This is a genomic window from Amycolatopsis sp. lyj-108, from assembly GCF_046549005.1.
GTDB lineage: Bacteria > Actinomycetota > Actinomycetes > Mycobacteriales > Pseudonocardiaceae > Amycolatopsis.
In genome coordinates this window covers 65,147-86,989 of the sequence record NZ_JAJPWQ010000018.1, presented here as the reverse complement: position 1 = coordinate 86,989, position 21,843 = coordinate 65,147, and the positions used below count along the sequence as shown (strand labels likewise).

The 21,843-nt window shown below is 68.9% G+C and carries 16 protein-coding genes and 1 pseudogene; 5 read left to right on the top strand and 12 right to left on the bottom strand.

The genetic code is table 11. The features are described from left to right. Nucleotides 1-220 precede the first annotated feature (220 nt). Entirely contained in the window at nucleotides 221-709 is a 489-nt protein-coding gene (locus ACLJO0_RS42425) for a hypothetical protein (RefSeq protein ID WP_396567232.1), read from the bottom strand. Between the two features lie 124 nt (nucleotides 710-833). Between ACLJO0_RS42425 and ACLJO0_RS42420 the strand changes: the two genes are divergently transcribed. After that, nucleotides 834-3,539: a BTAD domain-containing putative transcriptional regulator gene (locus ACLJO0_RS42420; protein ID WP_410585553.1), complete on the top strand. Its 2,706-nt coding sequence runs from the start codon at nucleotides 834-836 to the stop codon at nucleotides 3,537-3,539. Here ACLJO0_RS42420 and ACLJO0_RS42415 read toward each other — a convergent pair. The 8 genes from ACLJO0_RS42415 to ACLJO0_RS42380 form a co-directional block, all read right to left on the bottom strand. After that, nucleotides 3,532-4,329 (bottom strand): alpha/beta fold hydrolase, encoded by a 798-nt coding sequence (locus ACLJO0_RS42415; RefSeq protein WP_410585552.1) that lies wholly within the window; start codon nucleotides 4,327-4,329, stop codon nucleotides 3,532-3,534. The genes ACLJO0_RS42420 and ACLJO0_RS42415 overlap by 8 nt on opposite strands. A 69-nt stretch (nucleotides 4,330-4,398) precedes the next feature. After that, nucleotides 4,399-5,547 carry an epoxide hydrolase family protein gene (locus ACLJO0_RS42410; RefSeq protein ID WP_410585551.1) on the bottom strand — a complete coding sequence of 383 codons (1,149 nt, stop codon included), beginning with the start codon at nucleotides 5,545-5,547 and terminating at the stop codon, nucleotides 4,399-4,401. 61 nt (nucleotides 5,548-5,608) lie between these two features. Continuing rightward, nucleotides 5,609-7,960 (bottom strand): polysaccharide lyase 8 family protein, encoded by a 2,352-nt coding sequence (locus ACLJO0_RS42405; RefSeq protein ID WP_410585550.1) that lies wholly within the window; start codon nucleotides 7,958-7,960, stop codon nucleotides 5,609-5,611. A gap of 112 nt (nucleotides 7,961-8,072) precedes the next feature. Then, nucleotides 8,073-9,530, bottom strand: a complete 1,458-nt coding sequence (locus ACLJO0_RS42400) for an aldehyde dehydrogenase (NADP(+)) (protein ID WP_410585549.1) — start codon at nucleotides 9,528-9,530, stop codon at nucleotides 8,073-8,075. 14 nt (nucleotides 9,531-9,544) lie between these two features. Further along, nucleotides 9,545-10,690, bottom strand: a complete 1,146-nt coding sequence (locus ACLJO0_RS42395) for a hypothetical protein (protein WP_410585548.1) — start codon at nucleotides 10,688-10,690, stop codon at nucleotides 9,545-9,547. A gap of 4 nt (nucleotides 10,691-10,694) precedes the next feature. Continuing rightward, nucleotides 10,695-11,951, bottom strand: a complete 1,257-nt coding sequence (locus tag ACLJO0_RS42390; protein ID WP_410585547.1) for a glucarate dehydratase family protein — start codon at nucleotides 11,949-11,951, stop codon at nucleotides 10,695-10,697. A gap of 2 nt (nucleotides 11,952-11,953) precedes the next feature. Continuing rightward, nucleotides 11,954-12,898, bottom strand: a complete 945-nt coding sequence (locus ACLJO0_RS42385) for a 5-dehydro-4-deoxyglucarate dehydratase (protein ID WP_410585546.1) — start codon at nucleotides 12,896-12,898, stop codon at nucleotides 11,954-11,956. A gap of 46 nt (nucleotides 12,899-12,944) precedes the next feature. After that, nucleotides 12,945-14,456, bottom strand: coding sequence for a sodium:solute symporter family protein (locus ACLJO0_RS42380; RefSeq protein ID WP_410585545.1), 1,512 nt, complete (start codon nucleotides 14,454-14,456; stop codon nucleotides 12,945-12,947). Between the two features lie 154 nt (nucleotides 14,457-14,610). On the opposite strand from ACLJO0_RS42380, the gene ACLJO0_RS42375 reads away from it, so the two are divergent. The 3 genes and pseudogenes from ACLJO0_RS42375 to ACLJO0_RS42365 all read left to right on the top strand — a co-directional run. Next, nucleotides 14,611-15,426, top strand: coding sequence for an IclR family transcriptional regulator (locus ACLJO0_RS42375; protein WP_125786323.1), 816 nt, complete (start codon nucleotides 14,611-14,613; stop codon nucleotides 15,424-15,426). A 35-nt stretch (nucleotides 15,427-15,461) separates the two neighbouring features. Further along, a complete protein-coding gene (locus ACLJO0_RS42370; RefSeq protein ID WP_410585544.1) occupies nucleotides 15,462-16,286 on the top strand; it encodes an NAD-dependent epimerase/dehydratase family protein in 825 nt (274 codons plus the stop codon). A gap of 640 nt (nucleotides 16,287-16,926) precedes the next feature. Next, a pseudogene (locus ACLJO0_RS42365) lies at nucleotides 16,927-17,055 on the top strand (hypothetical protein); the annotation flags it as partial. A gap of 30 nt (nucleotides 17,056-17,085) precedes the next feature. On the opposite strand, the gene ACLJO0_RS42360 reads toward ACLJO0_RS42365, so the two are convergent. Continuing rightward, nucleotides 17,086-17,538, bottom strand: a complete 453-nt coding sequence (locus ACLJO0_RS42360; RefSeq protein WP_410585543.1) for a hypothetical protein — start codon at nucleotides 17,536-17,538, stop codon at nucleotides 17,086-17,088. Between the two features lie 82 nt (nucleotides 17,539-17,620). Here ACLJO0_RS42360 and ACLJO0_RS42355 point away from each other — a divergent pair, with 82 nt between their 5' ends. Further along, complete coding sequence (locus tag ACLJO0_RS42355; protein WP_410585542.1) at nucleotides 17,621-18,244, top strand: PadR family transcriptional regulator; 624 nt, start codon at nucleotides 17,621-17,623, stop codon at nucleotides 18,242-18,244. A gap of 278 nt (nucleotides 18,245-18,522) precedes the next feature. Here the strand turns inward: ACLJO0_RS42355 and ACLJO0_RS42350 are convergent, their stop codons facing one another. Then, on the bottom strand, nucleotides 18,523-19,491 hold the full coding sequence (locus ACLJO0_RS42350; protein WP_410585541.1) for a peptidylprolyl isomerase: 969 nt from the start codon (nucleotides 19,489-19,491) through the stop codon (nucleotides 18,523-18,525). A gap of 60 nt (nucleotides 19,492-19,551) precedes the next feature. Beyond that, nucleotides 19,552-21,843 (bottom strand): glycosyl hydrolase family 95 catalytic domain-containing protein, encoded by a 2,292-nt coding sequence (locus tag ACLJO0_RS42345; RefSeq protein WP_410585540.1) that lies wholly within the window; start codon nucleotides 21,841-21,843, stop codon nucleotides 19,552-19,554.

Genomic DNA, 21,843 nt, shown 5'->3' with positions numbered 1-21,843 from the left:
CCTACTACGTGACCTGCGGCGCTTCTTGCGTGGTGCCAGGTTTGAAGTACATGAAGGTCGAGTTTCCTCGGCTGAGCTCAGCCCGACATGACGTGAAGGGCCCCTTCCCTACCCCCAGAGTAGGCAAGGAGTCCCTCACGGACCGGCAATCCGACCCCCCGCCCGCCGTAGGTCCCTAAACACGGTTCGCTCTAACCCGAATCGCCACTCACGACCCCCCTCAGGGCAGCACGTCGGTCACGGTGTCCTTGATGACCTGCCACTTGCCGTGCTCGCGTACCAGCGTCAGGCTGATCGTGTAGTGCCGGTTGACGTTCTGCGACGGCACCTTGTAGTAGGCGTCGAGGATCGCGAAGCCCATCTTGCAGTCCTCGACGACGGTGTGGGTCACCGTCCACGGCATGCTGTACTCGTACGGGACCTTGAACTGCTCGTTGACCACCGGGTCGACGTTGGCGTCGTAGCCGATGAACAACTGTCCCCGGCGCCCGACGGTGACCATGTTCTGGTGGATGATCGCCCGGTAGCGGGCCTCGTCGCGTTTGTTGAAGCTGTCCATGTCCTCCCAGACCGCGCGGTCGAACGCGCGCTGGCAGGACTGCCGTTCCGCCTCCGCCCGCTGGTCGCTCGCCGCCGCCGCGGCGGGCACACCGATTCCCGCCGCGGCCACGATCAGCCCGGCCAATGCCGCGTAATACCGCTTGCGCATGGGGTTCTCCTCATCATGTCCCGTACTTCGTCCACCAGCAGGTTCTCCGGACGGCGCATCACAGCTGCATCACTTCCGCACCGGCGCGGGCGGATGGCCGGTTAGCCTCGCGGGAGGGGGTGCGATGGAGTTCCGGATCTTGGGGCCGGTGCAGTGCCGGAACGGCGCGCGGGCACTGAAGCTGGCGGGCTCGCGACAGGAGCGGATCCTGGCCGCGCTGCTGCTCGGTGCCGATCGCGTGGTCTCCGTTTCGCGGCTGGTGGACGTCGTCTGGGACGAGGATCCGCCCGCCACGGCCGTCCGCCAGATCCGCAACCTCACCACGGCGTTGAAGCGCACGCTCGTCGCCGAGGGCGCCGCCGAAGACGTCCTGACCGCCGAAGGGCCCGGCTTCGTCCTGCGCCCGCGCGTCTTCGACCTGCGCACGTTCGAGGAGCACGTCTCGCGGGGCGGGTTCCGCGAAGCGCTCGCGTGCTGGCGTGGACCGGCACTGTCCGGTGTGGACAGTATGGCTTTGCGCGGCGAGGCCGACGAACTCGACGAACGTCGTCTGTCCGTTGTGGAGCGTTGCCTCGACGAGGAGATCTCCGCCGGGGAAGACTCGGTCGCGGAGCTGACCGCGCTGGTCGCCGAACACCCGCTCCGGGAACCGTTCGCCGGACTGCTCATGCGCGCGCTGCACCAGCAGGGCAGGCAGGCCGACGCGCTGAACGTCTACCGGCAGGCGCGGACGCGGCTGGTGGAGGAACTCGGCCTCGACCCCGGTCCGAAGCTGCGCGAACTCTACGAGCGGATCCTCCGCGACGAGCCGGAATACGGCAAGACACGCTGCTTCCTCCCTTACGACGTCCCGGATTTCACCGGCAGGGAGGCCGAACTCCGCCGCCTGTTCGACGCCGTCCGGCTCGGCCGCCCGGTGGCCGTCGACGGGATGGCCGGGGTCGGCAAGACCTCGCTCGCCGTCCACGCCGCGCACAGACTGGCCGCCGATTTCCCCGACGGGCAACTGTTCGTGGATCTGCACGGCCACTCCCCCGCCCGCGAACCGCTCCCGCCCGAGGCCGCGCTGGAAGCCCTGCTCGGGCAGCTGGACGTCCCGGCGAGCCGGCTGCCCGGCGGCGTGGACCGGCGTGCGGAGCTGTGGCGCACCAGAACGGCGGGCCGGTCCCTGCTCGTGGTGCTCGACAACGCCGCGAGCGCCGAACAGCTGCGGCCGCTCCTGCCCGGTTCGGCCACGGTCGGCCTCTTGGTCACCGGCAGACGCCGCCTGTCCGCCGTCGACGGCGCCGCGTCGATCAGTCTCGAAGTGCTGCCGGAGGAACAGGCGGGCGCCCTGTTCGCGGCGGCGTCCGGACGGCCGGACTCGGGGGTGGCCAAGTTGTGCGGGAATCTGCCGCTGGCGATCCGGATCGCGGCCGCGCGTCTGCAGAATCGTCCACAGTGGACCGTGGAGACACTGGCCGAACGGTTGGGTTCCGAGCACGACCGGCTTGCCGAGCTGACCGTCGCGGGACGCGACGTGGCCGCGGCCTTCGCATTGTCCTATCGGGAACTCGATGCCGCGCAACAACGCCTGTTCCGATTGCTGGGGCGGAATCCCGGTGCCGACATCGGCGTGCCCGCGGCGGCCGCACTGGCCGGTGTCGGCGAACACGAGGCCGAGCGTCTGCTGGAAGACCTCCTCGACGCCCACCTGCTCAGGCAGCCCGCATTGGGCCGCTACGCGTTCCATGACTTGATCGCCGAGCATGCCCGCAACGTCGCGCGTGACGAGGAATCGGGTCCGGCGATGGGCAGGCTGCTCGATCACTACCGCGACGGCGGCGGCTTCGGCTGGTACCGGATGGAACGGGCGAACCTGGTCGCGGTGACCCGGCACGCCTTCGACGCCGGTCTCGACGAGTACGCCTGGCGGATCGCCGAGGACACCACGGAACACCTGCGGGAGAGCGGGCACCTCGACGAACTGCTCGCCGTGGCGCGAACCGGGCTCTCCGCCGCCCGCCGGATCGGTGACCTGCAGGCGATCCAGCTGAGCCTGGCGAGCCTCACCCTGGCGTTCTGGGAGAACGGGCGGCTCACCGAAGGCATGGGTTGCGCCATGGAACGGCTGGACGTCGTCCGCGCCTCCGGCGACCGCGCGGCCGAGGCGCTCGCCCTGTCCAGGGCCGGTGCTCTGCACAGCATGCTCGGCCGCTACGCCGAAGCGATCCGGTTCTATGGCGACGGCCTGGCCGTCGCGGACGCCGGCACCGACGCCGCCGCCACGCTCTGGACCAATCTCAGCAACACCCACGAGGTCCTCGGCGACCTGGACGACGCGCTGACCTCGGCCCGGCGGTCGGTGGCACTGCGCGAAGACGCCCGCGGCACGATCCTGAGCTCGGCCCAGCTCGGTCTGGTGCTGGCTCGGCTCGGCCGCTTCGAGGAGGCGTTCGAGGTCGTCGAGCGCTCGATCGACGCGTCGCGGGACCTCGGCTACCTGTTCGGCGAGGCGTGGAGCCGGATCGACCACGCCGACGCCCTGCTGCTCGCCCACCGGCCCGCCGACGCGCGCGAGCAGGCCGAACGGGCGTGCGCGATCCTCACCCGGCTCAACCATCCGTTGCTGCTGGCCATGGCGGCCAACAGTCTGGGCACGGCCTGCCTCGCGCTCGGCGAGACGTCGGCGGGGCTCCGGCACCATCGCCTCGCACTCGAAACGGCGAGGCGGATCGGCTACCGGCTGCAGGAGGCCCGCGCACTGGCCGGGCTCGGCCAGACCCGGGCCGCACGAGACCACTACGCCGCGATGGGCCTGCCCGCCGAGCCGCTGAAGGTCGTCACCTGAGGAACTCGGTGAGCAGACCGCGCAGGGAGTCCGGCCGGTGGAGGACGCCGTGGTCCTGTCCCTCCACAGTGGAGTGCCGGGCGCCGGGGACCGTGCCGGTGACCGCGCGGGCGCCGGCCCGCAGCCAAGCGTCGCTCTCCCCGCCGTCCATCACCAGCGTGGGCACCGAGATCTTCGCCAGCCTGTCTGCGGGCAGCACGTTGCCGGGACCGCACAGGGCGAGGTCGTAGGGCAGCGTGTGGGCGAGTCCGGTGAACCACGCCCAGAACGGGTCGTCCCGCATACCCTTGACGACCTCCGCCGGCGTGGCCGTCCCCTCGACCAGGAAGAGTTCCGCCGCGCCGTCGCGGTCGCCGTCGGCGATCAAGGCCCGGACGCGGTCGAAGAGGTCGACAGGGGGCTTCGGACGGCTGTCGTCGACGACGTACGGCGGCTCGTACACGGCGAGACTCGTCATGGCGACGCCTCTCGCGGCCGCCTCCAGCCCGAGCACGGCTCCCGACGAGTGCCCGAAGACCGCCGCCGAACCACCCACGTGCTCGATCAGCGCGGCGAGATCTTCGACCTCACGCTCCACCGAATAGACCGCGCCCGCGCCGCTGTCACCCCGCCCTCGCCGGTCGTAGGCGATCACGGTGAAGTCCGCGGCCAGCGTCGCGGCGAGGCCGGCGACGGTCGTGCGGTCGTTGAACGCGCCGCCCGCCAGGATCACCGGCGTGCCCGCTCCGGTGCGATCGAAGGCGATCAGGGTGCCGTCGGCCGAGGTCACGGTCTCGAACGAGGTGGTCATCAGGTCCTCCACAGGGTCGCTTGACTCTAGCTTCGTCCCTGAGTCGGAGCCGACGACCACCGCTCGACATCACTTCGCGAGATTCCCGAAGAATTCCCGGAGCTCGGTCACCACGTCGTCCGGGACGGCCATCGCGACCATATGGCTGGGGCTCTCATGATCCGCCCATCGCACGACGTCGTTCTTGCGCGAGGCCACCTTGCGCAGCGCGGACGGCCCGCCGTGGGAGACGCCGGTCGGCACCGCCGTCTGGTCGATCGGCATCGCGGCCGCGCCCTCGTAGTACGGCCACAGCGAAGTGCCGCCGGTCCCGGTCAGCCAGTACAGCGTCGCGTTGGTGAGCACCAGGTCGCGGTCGATCGGCTCCGCGGGCGCCGCGCCCCCGGGCCAGCCGTCGAACTCCTTGAACCGCTCGACCAGGTACGCCAGCTGCGCGACCGGTGAATCGAGGAAGCCGAAGCTCAGCGTCTGCGGCCTGTTCGTCAGGTACGGCGCATACTCGCTGCTGCCCGCGAAGCGCTCCATCAGGCCCGCGAGGTCGGCCTGGTCCTGTTCGGTGAGCCCTTCGAAGTCCGCCGGATCGCCCATCGGCACCCCGAGTCCGGAGGTGATGTGCGAGCCGATGACGTGTTCGGACGCGTGCACCGCGAGGCAGGGCGTCACCAGCGCGCCCGCGTCGTTCCCATGTGCGCCATAGCGTTCGTAGCCGAGACGGCTCATCAGTTCGGCCCACGTCCGCGCCACCCGCGCGATGTCCCACGGACGCTCGTCGGCCGGTTCCGGGAACGGCGAGAAGCCGAAGCCCGGCAGGGACGGCGCGACGACGTGGAAGGCGCGTGAAGGATCGAGACCGTGGGCTCGCGGGTCGGTGAGCGGCCCCAGGACGTGCAGGAACTCGGCGATCGAATTCGGCCAGCTGTGCGTCATGATCAGCGGGATCGCGTCCGGTTCCGGCGAGCGGACGTGCAGGAAGTGCACCCGCTGGCCGTCGATCTCGGTGGTGTACTGCGGAAACTCGTTGAGCTGCTTCTCCAACGCGCGCCAGTCGTAGCCGTCTCGCCAGTACTCGGCCAGGTCCTTGAGGTAGGAGACGGGGACGCCTCGGCTCCACTCGGCACCGGGCAGCGCCGACGGCCAGCGGGTGCGGGCCAGCCGGTCGGTCAGGTCGTCCAGCTCGGACTGCGGGATGTCGATGCGGAACTGCTCGATGTCGGTCATGAGATGACCGTAGGGACCATTCAGGCCAGAACGTGACCTAAATGGCCCCGCAATTGGTCACCTAAACGCGAACCACCTGCGTGGCACCGAACGTGTCCTTCACCGGCACCTCGAAGGTCTTGCGCCGGACCGTCACCCGCAGGACGTCCTGCCGCTGTGTCGGATCCGAAACGGCCAGCTGCCAGCCGTCACGGGTCCGGCCGAGCGCCACCGACGCCGGACCGGACACCGACACCTCGTCGACCGAGCCTGCGGCGAAGAAGTTCGCCAGCAGGGTCGCGTCCCACAGCCGGACCGCCTGCACGGTCGCGGTGTTGGACCGCACGCGCCACGCCCAGGCCGAGGCGATCGTCTCCAGCACCGACGCGGCGGGCAGGACGGCGTAGGCATAGCTCGCGTTCGAGGGCTTGGCCCCGTGTTCGATCACGAGCTTCTGATAGCGCCGGGTGTATGGCACCGTGGTGCCCTTGGTGTTGGCCCCCTTGTCGATGTCGCGCCAGGTCCCCGTCCGGTCCTCGCGCAGCGCGGTCACGTCCGCGGCGTCGAGCAGGACGTACCCGCCGACCTTCTCGAGGTGCAGCCAGCGCTTGCGCCGCAAGGATTCCGAGCCGCCGACGAGACGGCCGTCGGCCAGGAGGGCACCGGAGCCGTTCTCGCCGAGGTTCCGGTTCTCGATCGTGGTGCGGACCAGGTCGCCGGACGTGTCGGTGATCCCGGCGCCGAGGCACAGCACACCCGACGGTGTGAAGAACCACGACTTTCTCGCGGTCAGCGTGCCGTCTTGCGAGACGAAATCGAGGGCGTGCGCGCCGTGCCGCGCGTCCCATCGGACGCCACCGCAGTGATCCTTGCTCGTCAACGGGACCGACTCCAGTTTGGGGGGCGGCCCGCTCTTGGTGGTGGTGCCCGGCAGTGACAGCGGATCGACGGTCGGCCAGTAGGCGTCGGTGAAATGCCCCTTGGCCTTGGGCAGGAACAGATACAGCGAACCGTCGCCGGTGTACCAGCCGTGCAGGTTCATGGAGTTGATCGACTCGTAGCGCGAGATCCGCGTCGAGGCGACACCGAGGGAGGCCGACCAGCCTTCGGTGATGTGCACCATCCGGTCCTGCTGGCCGAACACGCGATGCGTCGCGACCGTCCGCGTCGGCCGGATCCCGGTCGCCAGCAGTTCCTGCGCGAACTCGATGCCGGGGATGCCGACGAGGTCCGGGCCCGGCGCGAACCGTTCGGGGTCGGGGATCTTGAGATACGGCGCGAAAGTGTCCTCGGTGATCCACTTCGCGGCGAGGCCACCGAGTTCTTCCTTGCGCTTCCCGTTCGCCGACCGCGCCAGCAGGACGACCGCGCCGGTGAGCTGATGTCCGATGTCGTGCGCGGATTCCCCTTGACGGGAAAGGAACCGGCCGCGGACGGACTCCATCAGCGCGCCCGCGTAGACGAACGGCGCGAACGTGTCGGAGACCAGCGCGTACGCCGCGTCGCGTACGTCGGCGGGTAGTGCGAACTCCGTGCCCTTGGTGACGTGGATGGCGGACGCGACGGCGGTGAGCAGGACGATCCCGTAATGCCCGGGATACGGCACCGAATCGTGCTGGAGGAACGAGCCGTCGGTGTGGAAACCGTCGCCCGCCGCGCGGTGGAGTCTGGCGATGACGCTCGCCGCTCCCCCGCCTTCCACGTCGGTGAACGCGCCGACGCCCCGTTTGATCCGTTCGACGTCGCCGAGCATCGCGCCGGAGACGATGGAGATCGTGGACTTGTCCGCGCGGTTGGCGCCGGTCTCGACGACACTCGGGTTGTTCGTGCGGAGGTTCGGATTACCGGAGAACTTCAGCACCGGCTTCAGGTACTTGGCGAGTTCGTCCTGGGTCAGTTCGTCGGCGACCGTCGCGAGAATATGCAGCAGGTAGAGCGGGATACCGATCTCGTAGGTGTACCAGTTGCCGATCTCGGCGGTCTTCTCGCTGTACTGATCGCTGGTGTACAGCAGTTCCAGCGCCGCCTTGATCCGGGCGAGGACGGCCGGATCACCCGCCAGCGCGCCGCCCGGGGTGCCCCAGTTGACCGCGACCGCCCGCAGCCTGGCGTACATCGACGTCGTGAACTCGCTGCCAGGGCCGAGCGGGAGGTCCTTCCACAGTGGACCGCCGCCGACCGTCATGCTGTCGTGGTAGGCCTTCGCGACCCTGTCCAGGTTCGCCAGCGCGGCGGTGCGTTCCGCCGACGACCGGTCGATACCGGTTTGCAGCTCGCGGTAGCCGGTGACGATGGAGGACGTACCCGATGGGACCGAGGACGCGGGCCGCGCTGACGCGGGACTCGCGAGAGCGGTCGTGAGCGCCACCGAAGCGGCCGCTGCCGCGCCTCCCCTCAAAGCCGTTCTCCTGTCGAAGTGACCGAATCCGGACATGACGGTGCCTCCCAAGGGGTCGAAAAGACGGCGACTAGGGGCGGCGGCGTGTGGTGCGGTCTCGTGAGTGGCAAGGACGGTTATTGAACCGTCCTTACCACTCACGAGGTTTCTAGCGTTTCCCGTCGGTCCTGCGGGGCAGGTCCCACGGGTTGTTCTCCTGCAACGGTTCCGGCAGCAGCGCGTCGGGGAAGCCCTGCCAGGCGATCGGTCGCAGGAAGCGTTCGATCGCGGCGGTGCCGACCGAGGTACTGGTCGGCGCGGTGGTCGCCGGGTAGGGGCCACCGTGTTCCTGTGCCCAGGTGACCGTCACCCCGGTCGGCCAGTCGTTCCACAGCAGCCTGCCGGCGACCCTGGTCAGCGACGGGAGGACCGGGCGGATCCAGTCCACATCGGACTCTTCGCCCTGGATGGTCGCGGTGAGCCCCGGTTCCATCACCCCGAGCAGGCTGATCAGTTCCGCTTGATCGGCGTAGGTGACGATCAGCGACGCCGGGCCGAAGCACTCCTCGCGGACGGTGTCGGCGTCGGACAGGAAGGCCTTGGCGGTCGTGGCGAGCAGCGTCGCGCCGTGCGAGATCCCTTCCGCACCACCGGACTCCGACAGCACCTCGACACCGTCGACCTCACGCAGCTTCGCCAGCCCGTCGGCGAAACCGGCCGCGATGCGCTCGTTGAGCATCGGCTGCGCCGGGATCGTCGAAACGGCTTCGCGCAGCACGTCGTCGAGACCGTGCCCCTCTGGCAGGAACAGCAGCCCCGGCTTCGTGCAGAACTGCCCGGCACCGAGGCTGAACGAGCCCGCGTAGCCCTTGGCGATGGCCTCGCCGCGCGCCTCGATCGCCGCCTGGGTGACGACGACGGGGTTCACGCTGCCGAGTTCGCCGTAGAACGGGATCGGCGACGGCCGTGAGGTCGCGATGTCGAACAGCGCGCGCCCGCCCGGGACCGATCCGGTGAACGACGCGGCCTGGATCCGCGGATCCTTCAACGCCGTGACGCCGTTCTGCTGGCCGTGGATGACCGCGAAGATCCCTTCCGGCGCACCGGACTCGACCAGCGCGTCACGCAGGATCTCGCCGGTGCGCGCGGACAGCTCCGGGTGACCGGAATGCGCCTTGAGCACGACCGGGCAACCGGCGGCCAGCGCCGACGCGGTGTCACCGCCCGCGACACTGAACGCGAACGGGAAGTTGCTGGCGGCGAACACCAGCACCGGACCGATCGGGGTGAGCAACCGGCGGATGTCCGGCCGCGGCCCCATCGGCCAGGCGGCGTCCGCGTGGTCGACGGTGGCGCCGAGGAACGAGCCGTCGGCCAGCACCTCGCCGAACAGGCGCAGCTGGAACGTCGTGCGCTTCAGCTCTCCCTGCAGACGCGGTGAAGCCGGGAGGTGCGTCTCCCGGTTGGCCAGCGCGATCAGTTCGTCGGCGGCCGCGTCGAGAGCATCCGCGGCCGCGTTCAGCCATCCGGCGCGCTGGGCTGGGGTCGCGGCCGCCGCCGTGCCTGCCGCATCGGCGGCGGCCGCGAGGATCTGGTCGAGCGTGGCGGGATCCGTTGCCTGGCTCATGATTCTTGCTTCTCCTAGTTTTCGTGTGCGGCGCTGACGGCGGCCATCAGATCCGCCCAGCGCCCCGGGCCGGCGAGGCCGAGGTGGTACAGGTGCAGTTCGGTGGCGCCCGCCTTGCCGAGTTCGCGGGTGTAGGCCTCGATGTCGGGCACCGGGCTCGCCGCCACCGCGGTGATGTAGCTGCCGACGGCGACCTTCGATGGCAGTTTCGCCCGTGCCGTCGCGACCGCGCCCACGCTGGGGCGACCGGGTGCCCAGTTCTGCAGCACCACCGCGTCGACGTCGTCCGGGACCGACGGTGTCAGCCCCGGCAGCGCGCCGGTGACCCACGGGTCCATCGCGCCGTGCAGCACGATCCGGGGCCCGGACGGGATCTTCGCGAGCACCTCGCGCCGGAGCGCGTCGGTCGCCTTCTGCCGCGTGTCGAGCAGGACCTGCCGCAGCGTGGGCAGGATCTTGTCCTCTCCGGTGCGGAGGTCGCCGCTGTCGATCAGCCGCCGGACCTCGGCCCGCAGCTTGCCCAGCGCCTTCGCCGGGTCCTGACCGGCCGCGGCCCAGGTGTCGAGACAGTCGTCGCAGCAGCAGACCGACAGCAGCCGTGCCACCGCGGGCGACCAGACGCCGTCGGTCTTCTCGTGCTGGTGCTGGTGCACGGCGCCGAGTGGACCACACGCTTCGAGGACGACCGTGGCGAAATCGAGCCCGGCGAGGCTCTCCGCGACCACGTTCGCGGCGTACTCGCGGACGGCGGCCTGGCCGGGGCACAGCGCCCACGGGTACCGCTCGCCGAAGCAGTTGCGCACGGTGAAATCCGGGAACTCCGTGCCCAGCTGTGAATTGTGGGTCAGCACGATCCACGCCGCGGCCGGGACACCCGCCTCGTTCAGCGTCCGGACGGCGTCGCCCGCGCTGTCGCGGCTTTCGACCCAGTCCGGCTCGGCGGGCCTCAGCTCACCCCAGGCCTCCTCACGCACCGGCCGGTACAGCGCCGCGTGGCGTGCGACGACCGAGGTGCGTTCGGGTGACCAGGGCGTCGCCGCGCGGGCGCTGTGGTACGACACGGCGACGGCGACCTCGTCGACGCCCAGTTCCCGTACGCGCTCGACGAACCCGGGATCGTCGACGACGTCCCAGGGGTAGGCGTATCCGGTGACCTTCACCCTGTCACCACCGTGCCGTGTTCGGCTCGAAGTTTCCGACGAACTTCCGCATATAGGTCACGTCATCCCGTTTGGTCTGTCCACTGCGGACATAGTCTTCATGGGCCCGTGCCAGCGCGTCGGGGTCGAGTTCGACCCCGAGCCCGGGCTTGTCGGGCACCGCGACCGCACCGTCGACGAACTCCAGCGCACCCGGGGCGATGACGTCGGCCGTCTTCCACGGCCAGTGGGTGTCGCAGGCGTAGGTCAGGTGCGGCGTCGCCGCGGCCACGTGCACCATAGCGGCCAGACTGATCCCGAGATGACTGTTCGAGTGCATGGAAAGCCCCACGTCGAAGCATTCCGCCGTGGTGGACAGCGCCTGGGTGTCCCGAAGGCCACCCCAGTAATGATGGTCCGAAAGTATTACGCCGACCGCTCGCTGCCGGAACGCGGGCTCGATGTCCGCGAAGCGCACGACGCACATGTTCGTGGCCAGTGGCATGTTCGCCTTCTCGGCGACGCGCGCCATGCCCTCGATGCCCGGCGTCGGGTCTTCGAGGTACTCCAGGACTCCGTCGAGTTCTTCGGCGACCCGGATGCCCGTTTCGACGGTCCACGCCGCGTTCGGGTCGATGCGCAGCGGGTGATCGGGGAACGCCTCGGCGAGCGCGCGGATCCCGGCCATCTCCTGGTCGGGGTCGAACGCGCCGCCCTTGAGCTTGATGGACCCGAACCCGTACTCCTCCACCATCCGGCGCGCCTCGCCGACGAGCGCCTCCGGCGTGGTCACCTCGCCCCACGAGTCCTCCTCGGCGCCGAGGTGGGCGCCGAACTTGTAGAACAGGTAGGCGGAGAAGTCGACGGCGTCGCGGGCCTTGCCGCCGAGCAGATCCACCACCGGCCTGCCGAGGTAGTGCCCCTGCGCGTCGAGCGCGGCGACCTCGAACAGCGAGTACACGCTGGCGACCGTCTTGCTGACGGAGAAACCACCGGTGAGCCCGTGCGCGTCGGCGAAGACGACCTCGCCCAGCGTCGTGGCGACCTTCCGGCGGAGGCCGGGGAGGTCGAACACGTCCTGTCCCTTGAGTTCCGGCAGCACCTTGCGGACCTGTTCGAGGAACGCGAGGTCACCGTAGGACTCGCCGAGGCCGACCACACCGTCCTCGCAGATCAGCTGGACGACACCGCGCAGCGCGAAGGGTTCGTGCACGCCCATGGCGTTGAGCAGCGGCGGGTCGGCGAAGGCGACCGGGGTCAGGACGACGTCGAGAACCTTCATCTTCAGGCACCGGCCTCGACGGACTTGAGGACGGCGAACCCGTCGTCGACGATCTTCTCCAGCCGGGCGATCTGGTCCGCGGTCGGCTCGACCAGCGGCGGCCGGACGGAGCCGACCTTGTCCCCGCGCAGCCGTGCGGCGGCCTTGACCAGCGACACGGCGAAGCCCTGCCCCTCGTCCCGCAGCGCCACCAGCGGAAGATAGAACCCGGCGAGCAGCGCCTCCATGACCGCGTCGTCGTTCTCCGCGAGCGCGCGGTGGAAGCGGGCCGCGATCTCGGGGGCGAAACAGTGCACGGCCGAGGAGTACCGCGCCACGCCGACCGCGGCGTAGGCGCGCGCGGAGACCTCCGCCGTGGGGAGACCGTTGAAGAACAGGAAATCCCTGGCGCGGTCGCTGTCGACCGAGCGGATCGTGGTGATGATCCGGCTCATGAGTTCGACGTCGCCGAAGCCGTCCTTGATGCCGACCACCGACGGGATGCCGAGGAGGTCAACGGCCGAACCGGGGGTGAACACACCGGTGGAACGGTGGTACACGATCACCGGGATCGAGGACTCCCCGACGGCGAACCGGACGTGGTCGACCAGCCCGGCAGGCGGACCGGTGACCAGGTAGGGCGGCAGGAGGAGGACGCCGTCCGCGCCGCCCGCCTCCGCCGCCGCGATCCCGGCACGGGCCGTCGCCGCACCACCGCCCGCCCCGACCCACACCGGCACACGCCCGGCGACGACCTCGCGAGCCTTACGCAGGATCGCCGCGTGCTCGTCCGGGGACAGCGAGCTGAATTCGCCCGTACCGCAGGCGACGAACAGCGCGCCGGCTCCGGCGGCCACGTGGCTCTCGACGGTTTCCGCGAACGCGTCGAGGTTGAGTTCCAGCCCCTCGGTGAAGGGGGTCAAGGGGAACGCCAGTAGGCCGTCGAGCTCGATCTTGGGCTGTGCCATGGATTTCTCTTTCGTTCTTTGTGGATGGTCCCGGGTTCGGGCCCGGTCAGGCGGGCACGGTGGTGCCGTCCTGAGACTTGCGGGGTAGGACGTCGTCGTCGCGGTCGATCGTGTCGATGATCTCGTCGGTCGAGGCCTTGCGCTCGGGCATGAGGTAGCCGAGCCCGATGAACAGCGCCAGTGAGACCAGGATCGGCGTCGACACGGTGACCGCGAGGGTGGCCTTGTAGCCGTAGTAGGCGATCGCGTAGGCGATGAGACCGCCCGCCCACGAGATCAGCGCCGCGCGGGAGCCGGAGCGGCGGAACCACGGGAGCATGCCGAGCAGCAGCGGCACCGAGATCGGGCCCATCAGGGCGGCGACCCAGAGCACCACGATACCGAGCACACCACCGAGTTTGGGGGCCTGCGTGGCGACCGCCATGGTCAGCACGATGAAGATCGCGGTCGTGATGCGGGCGGCCAGCAGACCCTGCGCTTCGGTCCACCGCCGGGTCTTCTTGATCAGCACCGGCAGCATGTCGCGGGTGATGACCGCGGAGATCGCGTTCGCGTCGGACGACACCATCGCCATCGTGTGGGAGAAGATGCCCGCCAGCACCAGCCCGATCAGGCCCGGCGGCAGGAACGTCGTCGTCATGATCGCGTAGGCGTTGTCCGGGTTCTGGATGTTCGGGATCAGCAGCGGTGCCGCGAACATCGGGAACATCATGAACAGGGGCCACACCAGGTACAGGATCGAGGAGAGCCGTGCGCCCCGTCGTGCCGCGTGCGTATCCGGCGCGGCCATGTAGCGCTGCGCCAGGTTCCACATACCGCCGTTGTACTCCAGGGTTTTCACCAGCACGTACACGAGCAACACGACGGTGGTGAACTTCGACGTGGTCGGGTTGAGGTGGCTCGGCGGGAGATCGCCCCACATCGTCCACAGACCGGAGACGCCGCCGAGTTTGCCCAGCACCACCCAGAGCATGGCGATGGCCGCGATGGCCTGGATCACGAACTGGCCGAAGTCGGTGAGCGCGTCGGCCCACAGACCGCCGACGGTGCAGTAGGCCAGCGTGACCGACCCGGTGATGATGATGCCCCAGGTGTAGTCCACTCCGGCGAAGACGTTGAGGATCGTGGCGATCGCGAACCACTTCGCCGCGATGTCGAAGATCTTCAGCAGGCTGCCGCTCCAGGCCAGCGCCTGCTGGGTGGGCACGTTGAAGCGTTTCGCCAGGTATTCGAGCGGCGAGGCCACACCGAGCTTCGAGCGCAGCCGGTTCCAGCGTGCGGCGAACAGCCAGCTGCCGATACCGACGCCGATGCCGATGCTGGCCATGCCCCAGAAGTAGACGGTGATCCCGCTCGTATAGGCCACGCCCGCGTAGGCGACGAACAGCACCGCGCTGTACCCGGACATGTGATGCGAGATCCCGGTCAGCCACCAGGGCATCCGGCCCCCGGCGGTGAAGAAGTCCTTCACATCGTGGATCCGTTTGTGCGACCACCAGCCGATCACGACCATCAACGCGAAATACGCGGACACCATGATCCAGTCCAGCAAATGCACCGCTGACTCCTTTCCGCGTTCACGAAGGCCCAGCCCGACCTGTTCACATCCATGAACGGAGTCTGTTATAGTGATTATGTTCATCCATAAGAACGCTGTTCGGGACGCTAATATGGCCGGAGTCACAAGTCAACGGCCGGATGGAGGAGCGCGGATGCCACAGCAGGAAGCCGCTGTCACCGTGGCGAACGGTGCGGCCGCCGCGCCCGAACCCGCCGGGGTCAAATCGGCGAGGCGGGCGATCGATCTCATCGAGACCTTCGCCGCGAACGACGTCTGGCTCTCGCTGTCGGATCTCCACGCGCGCACCGGTTTCCCCAGGTCGAGCCTGCACGGGCTGCTCCGCACCCTGCTCGAAGCCGGCTGGCTGGAAGTGGACACCAACACCGCCCGCTACCGCCTCGGCGTCCGCGCGCTGATCTGCGGAACGGCGTACCTGGACCGGGACCCGGTCGTCCCGTACGCGACCGAGGCACTGGAACGGATCCGGGAGAAGACCGGCTTCACGGCGCACTTCGCGCGGCGCGAGGGCACTGATGTCGTCTACCTGGAGACGCGCGAGTCCCGACACTCGACGCACCTCGTCTCCCGTGTCGGCCGCACCCTGCCCACCCACGCGACCGCGCTGGGGAAGGCATTGCTGGCCGAACTGACGCACGACGAGATCGACGCGCTCCTGACCGGGGAGCTGTCGGCGCTGACCCCGAACACCATCACCACGGCCGAAGCGCTGCACGCCGAATGCGCGAAGACCCGCGAACGCGGCTATGCGGCGGAAATCGAGGAAGGCAGCCTCGGCGTCCGATGCGTCGCGGCCGTGATCCCGTACCGCATCCCCGGCACCGACGCGATCAGTTGCTCCATGCCGGTCACCGAAGTCACCGACGCCGACGCCCAGCGCGTCGGCGAACTCCTCGCCGAAATCACCGCGGAACTCGGCCAGCAACTGCGCCGAGCCGGCATCCGCTGACCGACCCGTACTTCTTCCACTGACAAGGGGAACCCATGGCAGACCAGCGCGTCCTGATCACCGGCTCGGCGGGCATCGTCGGCACCCTGATGCGGTCGCGGCTGCGCCGTTCCGGGCGGATCCTGCGGCTGCTCGACCTGGCTCCGCAGCCCGAAGCCGAAGGGGGCGAGAGCGTCGAACTGATCACCGCCTCGGTCACCGACCCGGAGGCGATGGCGAAGGCGTGCGAAGGCGTCGACGCGTTGATCCACCTCGGCGGGCACAGCCGCGAAAACTCGTGGGAAGCCACGCTCGACGTCAACATCAACGGGACCCACACCGTCCTCGAAGCCGCGCGCGCGGCCGGCGTTCCGCGCGTGATCCTGGCTTCCAGCAACCACTCCGTCGGCTTCCGCCGCAACGACGAGGCAGGCGAAGACGGCCTTCCCGCCGACTCCACGCCCCGGCCCGACACCTATTACGGCGTCAGCAAAGCGACCATCGAAGCGCTCGGCAGCCTGTACCACTCGCGGTTCGGCATGGACGTGATCGTCATCCGGATCGGCTCGTGTTTCGAAAGCCCGCTCGTCCTCGGCCCGCGCGGCCTGACCACCTGGCTCTCCCCCGACGACGGCGCCCGCCTGTTCGAGGCCTGCTTGAGCTACCCCTCCCCCGGCTACCGGCTGATCTGGGGCGTCTCGGACAACACGCGCCGGGTCTACTCACTCGCCGAAGCCGAAGCGCTGGGCTACAAATCGCTCGACAACGCGGAGACCTACGCGGATCAACTGGCGGACAAGCCCGCGCCGACCGGCGTCGCGGCGGAGTACGTCGGCGGGCCGTTCTGCACCGCGCCGCTGGGGGCGCACAACCCGCTCTGAGGGCGTCGGTATGGCCGGTCTCGTCTGCGCCCACCGGCTCCGTGAGCACGGCGTCGAAGTCCTTTCTCCTCGAAGCCTGCCCTCGGCGGCCAATTCATCGGACCGGGCGAGGACCGGATCCACGCGCTGGCCGCGGAGCTCGGTGTGGCCACCATCCCGACATACACGGGGGCGGTCACGGGCAGACTTTGCGATCCTGGATCGACGGCACTGCAAGGACTCGAGGCGGCCGCCGGTTTCTCGCCCTTACCTGCCAAGCCATCTGGGCCTGTGAACTGTCGCTGCCGCATGCCCTGTTCTCTTGAGGGGTAGGTCAAAGGTGTCGTGGCGCGGGGCCGGTGTCCGCTTCTGCGTAGGCGTTCTCCGGGTAGTGAGGGCCTCTTTGCCTACTCTGAAGGTAGCTTTCGCTACCGTCAGATGTGATCCCTGGTGACAGTGGGACGGCTGTGACCTCGACGGCCGGTCGTGAAGTACATGAAGGCCCCCTTCCTTGCGCCTAGGTACAGGAAGGGGGCCTTCATGTACTTCGGGCAAGGCGTGACTCGCGTGTCTGGATGCCGCACTCGGGAGTGTCGCGTCACCCAGCCCACCGTCTCGCCCCAGGCACGACACGTTTGCCTTACCCCTCAATATGTGAAGTCTGGCGGAGGCCTGTCGACGTCGACCGACGTCGAAGGCGGCACGCAGCAAGACCGGTTGGGCGGGAACGGAAACCTCGGCGCGCTGGTACGGCTACATCGACGGCGCGGTCCGATCGGGCGAAGCCGCGGCGGACGCGATCGGTCCAGGCCGTCCGGTGTCAGGGGACGGCCGGAATGGACTTGCAGGTGGGAGGGACGCAGGTGCCGAACGAAGTGGAGAACCAGTAGAACGTCCAGAGCACGAACGGCCCGGCGAACAACAGCACGACGGGAGCCAGCGCCAAGAACGCGATGAGCAAAACGGCGTCGAGGCCGAACTCGAGGGCCTCGGTGCCCAATGAGGATTTCCTGGTCATGAAGACGATGCCGCCCACCAGCACGACAAGGCCGACGAAGATCCAAACCAGTACGGGTGCGAGGACGACGGATATCCAGGCCAGGATGTTGAACCACGTATCGAAGTCGCCGGGTTCGCCGAGGCTGAACCCACGTAATCCCGCGCCGCAGCAGGCCAGCAGGCCGAACACCGCGGCGGCGATCGCTGCCAGGATCAGGGCGAACCAACGCAGGTAAGCCCACTCGGTCTCTGGAGTGAGTGGTGTCTGAGCCATGGGACACCTCGCAATAGATACTCCGTATCAGAGTATGTCTATACTCCGATACGGAGTTTCCGGCAAGGCGGAAGAGGCTGATTTGACCGGGCGGACGAAGAAGCTCACCACGGTGTCCTACGGCGTCCTGGGCCTGCTCGGACTGCGACCGCACACGCCATACGAACTGGCACAGCAGTTCAAACGCAGCGGCACGTTCTGGGCCTCGGCCGAAAGCGTGGTCTACAACGAACCCAAGGCGCTGGTGGCCCACGGCCTGGCCACGGCGGCCGCCGAGACCAACGGCGGGCGGCGCCGCACCCGCTATTCGATCACCCCAGCCGGGCGCCGGGAACTGCGCCGCTGGCTGTCCGACGCCGCCGCCGAGCCGCAGTTCCAGTTCGACGCGATGATGAAGGTCCTGTTCTCCGATCTCGGCGACAAGGACGACCTACTCGGCGCGATCGAGGCGACCCGTGCCTGGGCCGATCGAACCCAGGCCGGCGCGGCCATGATCACGCACGACTACGCGACCGGCGATGAGCCGTACCCCGACCGGGCGCATATCGTCGGTCTGACCCAGGCGTACCGCGTGGGGCTGGCACAGATGACCCGGCAGTGGGCGGACTGGGCCGAACAACAGGTCCGGGACTGGCCCGACACCCACAGCGGCCCCACTCCCGCCGAACTGCTGACCCGGCTGGGCGAAGGCCGAACACCCTGGTAGCGCGGCGGACCTGCGAACTTGTCGGCGTCGAGCACTCGGGCGGCAGATACTTCTGGTGCCATGACGGACTCATCGTCCGTGAGCCAGGTGTCGACGATGAAGGACAAGCATGATCAACGGGTCGTGAGCTGGCGAGTGTGGAGGTTTCGGGACACTGAACGTCCCGAATCCTCCACACTCACGCGGCCGTCCCGAACAGCACAGTCGAGACGCTCATCGGCAGGTCGACAAATGCAGGTCCCTCAAGGAGGCCTTAACGGACCTTCCGGCGACCGCGTTCAGCCCACCGCGATCGACTGGAACGTCACCGGGATCCGCGGCGGCCCCGTTCCGTCACCAGGGCCCTTCGCGTCGTCCACCCCAGCGCGCGCGACCTTGTCCAGCGTCTGCAGACCTGGGTCCGAGATGCTCCCGAACACCGTGTACTCCGGCGGCAGTGTCGCCTCGCCGTAGACCATGAAGAACTGGCTGCCGCCCGAGTTCGGCGTCTGCCTCTTGGCCATGGCGAGGATGCCGCGGCCGTACCTGACCTCAGGGAAGGCCTCGTCCGGGACGTTGTAGCCCGGTCCGCCCATCCCGGAGCCTTCCGGGTCGCCGCACTGGAGCATCTGCAGGCCGGAGGTACCGAGCCGGTGGCACGAGCTGCCGTCGTAATAACCCTGCTGTGCCAGCGAAAGGAAGCTCGCCACGGTGCACGGCGCGAGCCCGCGATCGAGCGTCAGCCCGATGTCGCCCGCGGTCGTCTTGACCGTCACGGCCATCGTGCCGGTCGCGGGGGTCGGGCCCGCCGCGGGCGGGTTCGCCTTCTTCGGCACCGAACCGGTGGAGTCCGCCGGGTAGGCGCAGTTCGCCGGATCCGCCAGCGGCGTCGTGCGTTTCGGCAGCTCCATGCGGCTTGCCGGGACCCCCACCGGGCTCTCTGTCGTCGTGTCCTGCGCGTTCGACGGCGGAGCCGAAGACGGCGCCGCGACCGCGGTCTCGCTCTTCGAGTCCGAGAGGAAGAAGCCCGGCGTCACGAATCCGGTGATCGCCACGACGGCGACCACCACGACGAGTCCCAGCACCCCCAGCCCGACCCAGAGCGCCGTCTTGTTCGACGAGGGCGGCGGCTGTTGCCCAGCCCCGTACCAACCCTGCTGCTGCGGATGGGGCTGCTGATACTGCGGCTGGGGATACTGCTGCCCCTGCGGAGCCCCGGGGTCGGGCGTCTGGCCTTCGGGCTCGCCCGGCTGCGGTGGCTGGGACATCTGTGCTCCTGTCGTCCGGAGGAAGTACAGGAACACTCTCGCGCATGGCCGCTCACCGCGTCACGGCATCCCCCATGGCGTGCTGTTCCCGTTCGCCGGAACGGGCCGGATCTCGAAGTCCGGCCGGTCGCCTGCGCGGTGCACGACGGCCTCCTCCCCACGCCGCAGGTCGATCCGGACGTCCCCGTTCGGCAGCCGCCGCCAGCGTTTCGGCCTCCCCCATCGGTCCCGGACGGTCAGGTCCCCGCCAAGGTCCGTCCGGAGCACACACGATGCCCCGGCCTCACTGGTGATCTTGACCCACCGCGTCTTGCCGCCTTGCCGTGAGGCACTGATCAGGAACGCGCCTTCCGTGCGGAAGTCGCGCAGCGCGGCGTCCGCCCATTTCGCGGGCACGGCCGGGAACAGCCGGATGACCCCGCCCCAGCTCTGCACGAGCATGTCGTGCAGCGACTGCGCCGCCGACAGCGGCGTCTCGATGACCGGACCGGATTCCTTGTACATCGTGTTCGGCTGGATGTAGCGGCGCTGCAGTTCACCGAGGTAGAACTCCGCCTTCTCACCGCGCAACATCTGCGCCGACATCGACGCGGCGCCGGTGAACGTGTAGCCCTGCAACGCGCCCTCGAAGCCCACCCAGTGGTCTAGTGAGGTTTCGATGATCCGCCGGTGCTCCGGCCGCTCCCAGGTGATCTCGTACAGCGGGTAGATCTGCAGCAGATGCGAGTAGTGCCGATGCGACTTCGCGAACGGCACCCCGGCGCCGATCATGTAGCCGTTGGCGTCGGCCGGATACGGGACCAGCGTGGCCAGGACTTCCCGCCACCTTCGCGCGAGCGGGTCGTCGATCCGCAGTTCCGCCGCCGAGTCCAGCAACGTCCGGCAGCCCCAGCGGATCAGCGCGAGGTCGTAGGTGCAGTCGGGCGCGTTGACGCCGTACTCCGGGGAGAACGTCGCGGGCAGGTGCAGCTTCCCGTCCGGCCCGGGTGCCAGGAAGTGGAGGTAGTAGTTGATCGCCTTGCGCAGCAGCGGGAACAGGGTGTCCCGCAGGAGGCGCCGGTCCATCGTGTGCCGATAGGACAGCCAGACGTTGTGCAGTGCCCAGGTGAGATTGCCGACCTCCGGCGTCGGCGTCTCCCTGCCGGGAACGCCGACGGGGAACCCGGCGTTCGTCCCGGCGGCGCCGTTGAGCAGGGTCATGTCGGTCGTACGCGGGATGCCCGCCGAATCGTGCTGGTACGGCTCGGCGACCTGACTCGTCAGGTTCGCCCGGTACTTGCCGAGCGCGTGGCTGACGGCGTCCAGTTCGAGGTGGTTGGATCCGTGGATGAGCCAGTACTCCAGTTGGACGTTGAGGTTCCACCACGTCGCGGGCCACGGGGTCGGTTCGAGCCACGGTCCGCAGGTCGCCATGACCGGCGCTTCCCGGCGCGCGGCGGAGGCGATCTTGTACAGCTGGATCCAGTAGAAGGCCTGGAGCCGGGTGTCCGGAATGGACAGGAAACCGTGCCGGTAGTAGTCGTGCCACCAGCGACGGTGTTCCGCCGTCAACGCGGAGAACGGCTCGGCCCGGCGGACCGTCTTCAGTGCCTCTCGCGCGGCCGTCTTTTTCGGATACGACCACGCCACGGACGTGTACAGCGTGCGTTTCGATCCCCGGGCGGCCTCGCGCCACGCCGTCACATGTTCGCCGCCCGCCAGCAGACTCTGCACCGAAAGGTGGGCGTCACCACTCGTTTCCAAACTCGCGGGCGGGTTGGCGACGTATCCGGCGGGCGGCGGCTTCCCGAACTTCGGATCCGTTCTCGGGCTCACCGCTTCGGCCGGGTGGAAGGTCCACGCGAAGCCGCGCTCACCCTCGGTCGGCTCGATCTCGACGGCCAGCAGCGACTGTCCGGTGTGGACGATCGCTCGCAGCGAGAGGCTGCCCGCGGCCGTGGTGATCGTGCCCCTGAGTTCGGCGTTCCAGAGGTCCATCCGCCAGTCGATCCCGGTGATGGCGCCGACCGGTTCGAGGGTGAAGTAGCCGATCGGCAGCCGCGCGAGCCCGAACAGGGAGCCGAATTCCGGCCGGTGATCCTGCACTTCGCTGTGCTGGACGTTGAACCGGACGGCGTTGCGGCCCGGTTCGGCGTAGATGCCCGAACCGAGGAAACCGTTGCCCAGGAACGGGCCCTCGTACCAGGTCTTCGGCATTCGACGCCAAATCAGGTCGGCCGTACCGAGGAAGCCTGGCCAGTCGAGCCCGCCGAGCGCGAAGTCGTTCTCCACCGCCGACGCGGACGGCGCGAACCCGGCCGCCGCCACGCCCGCCAGTGCCCCGCCGAGCATCGTCCTGCGAGTGATGTCCAT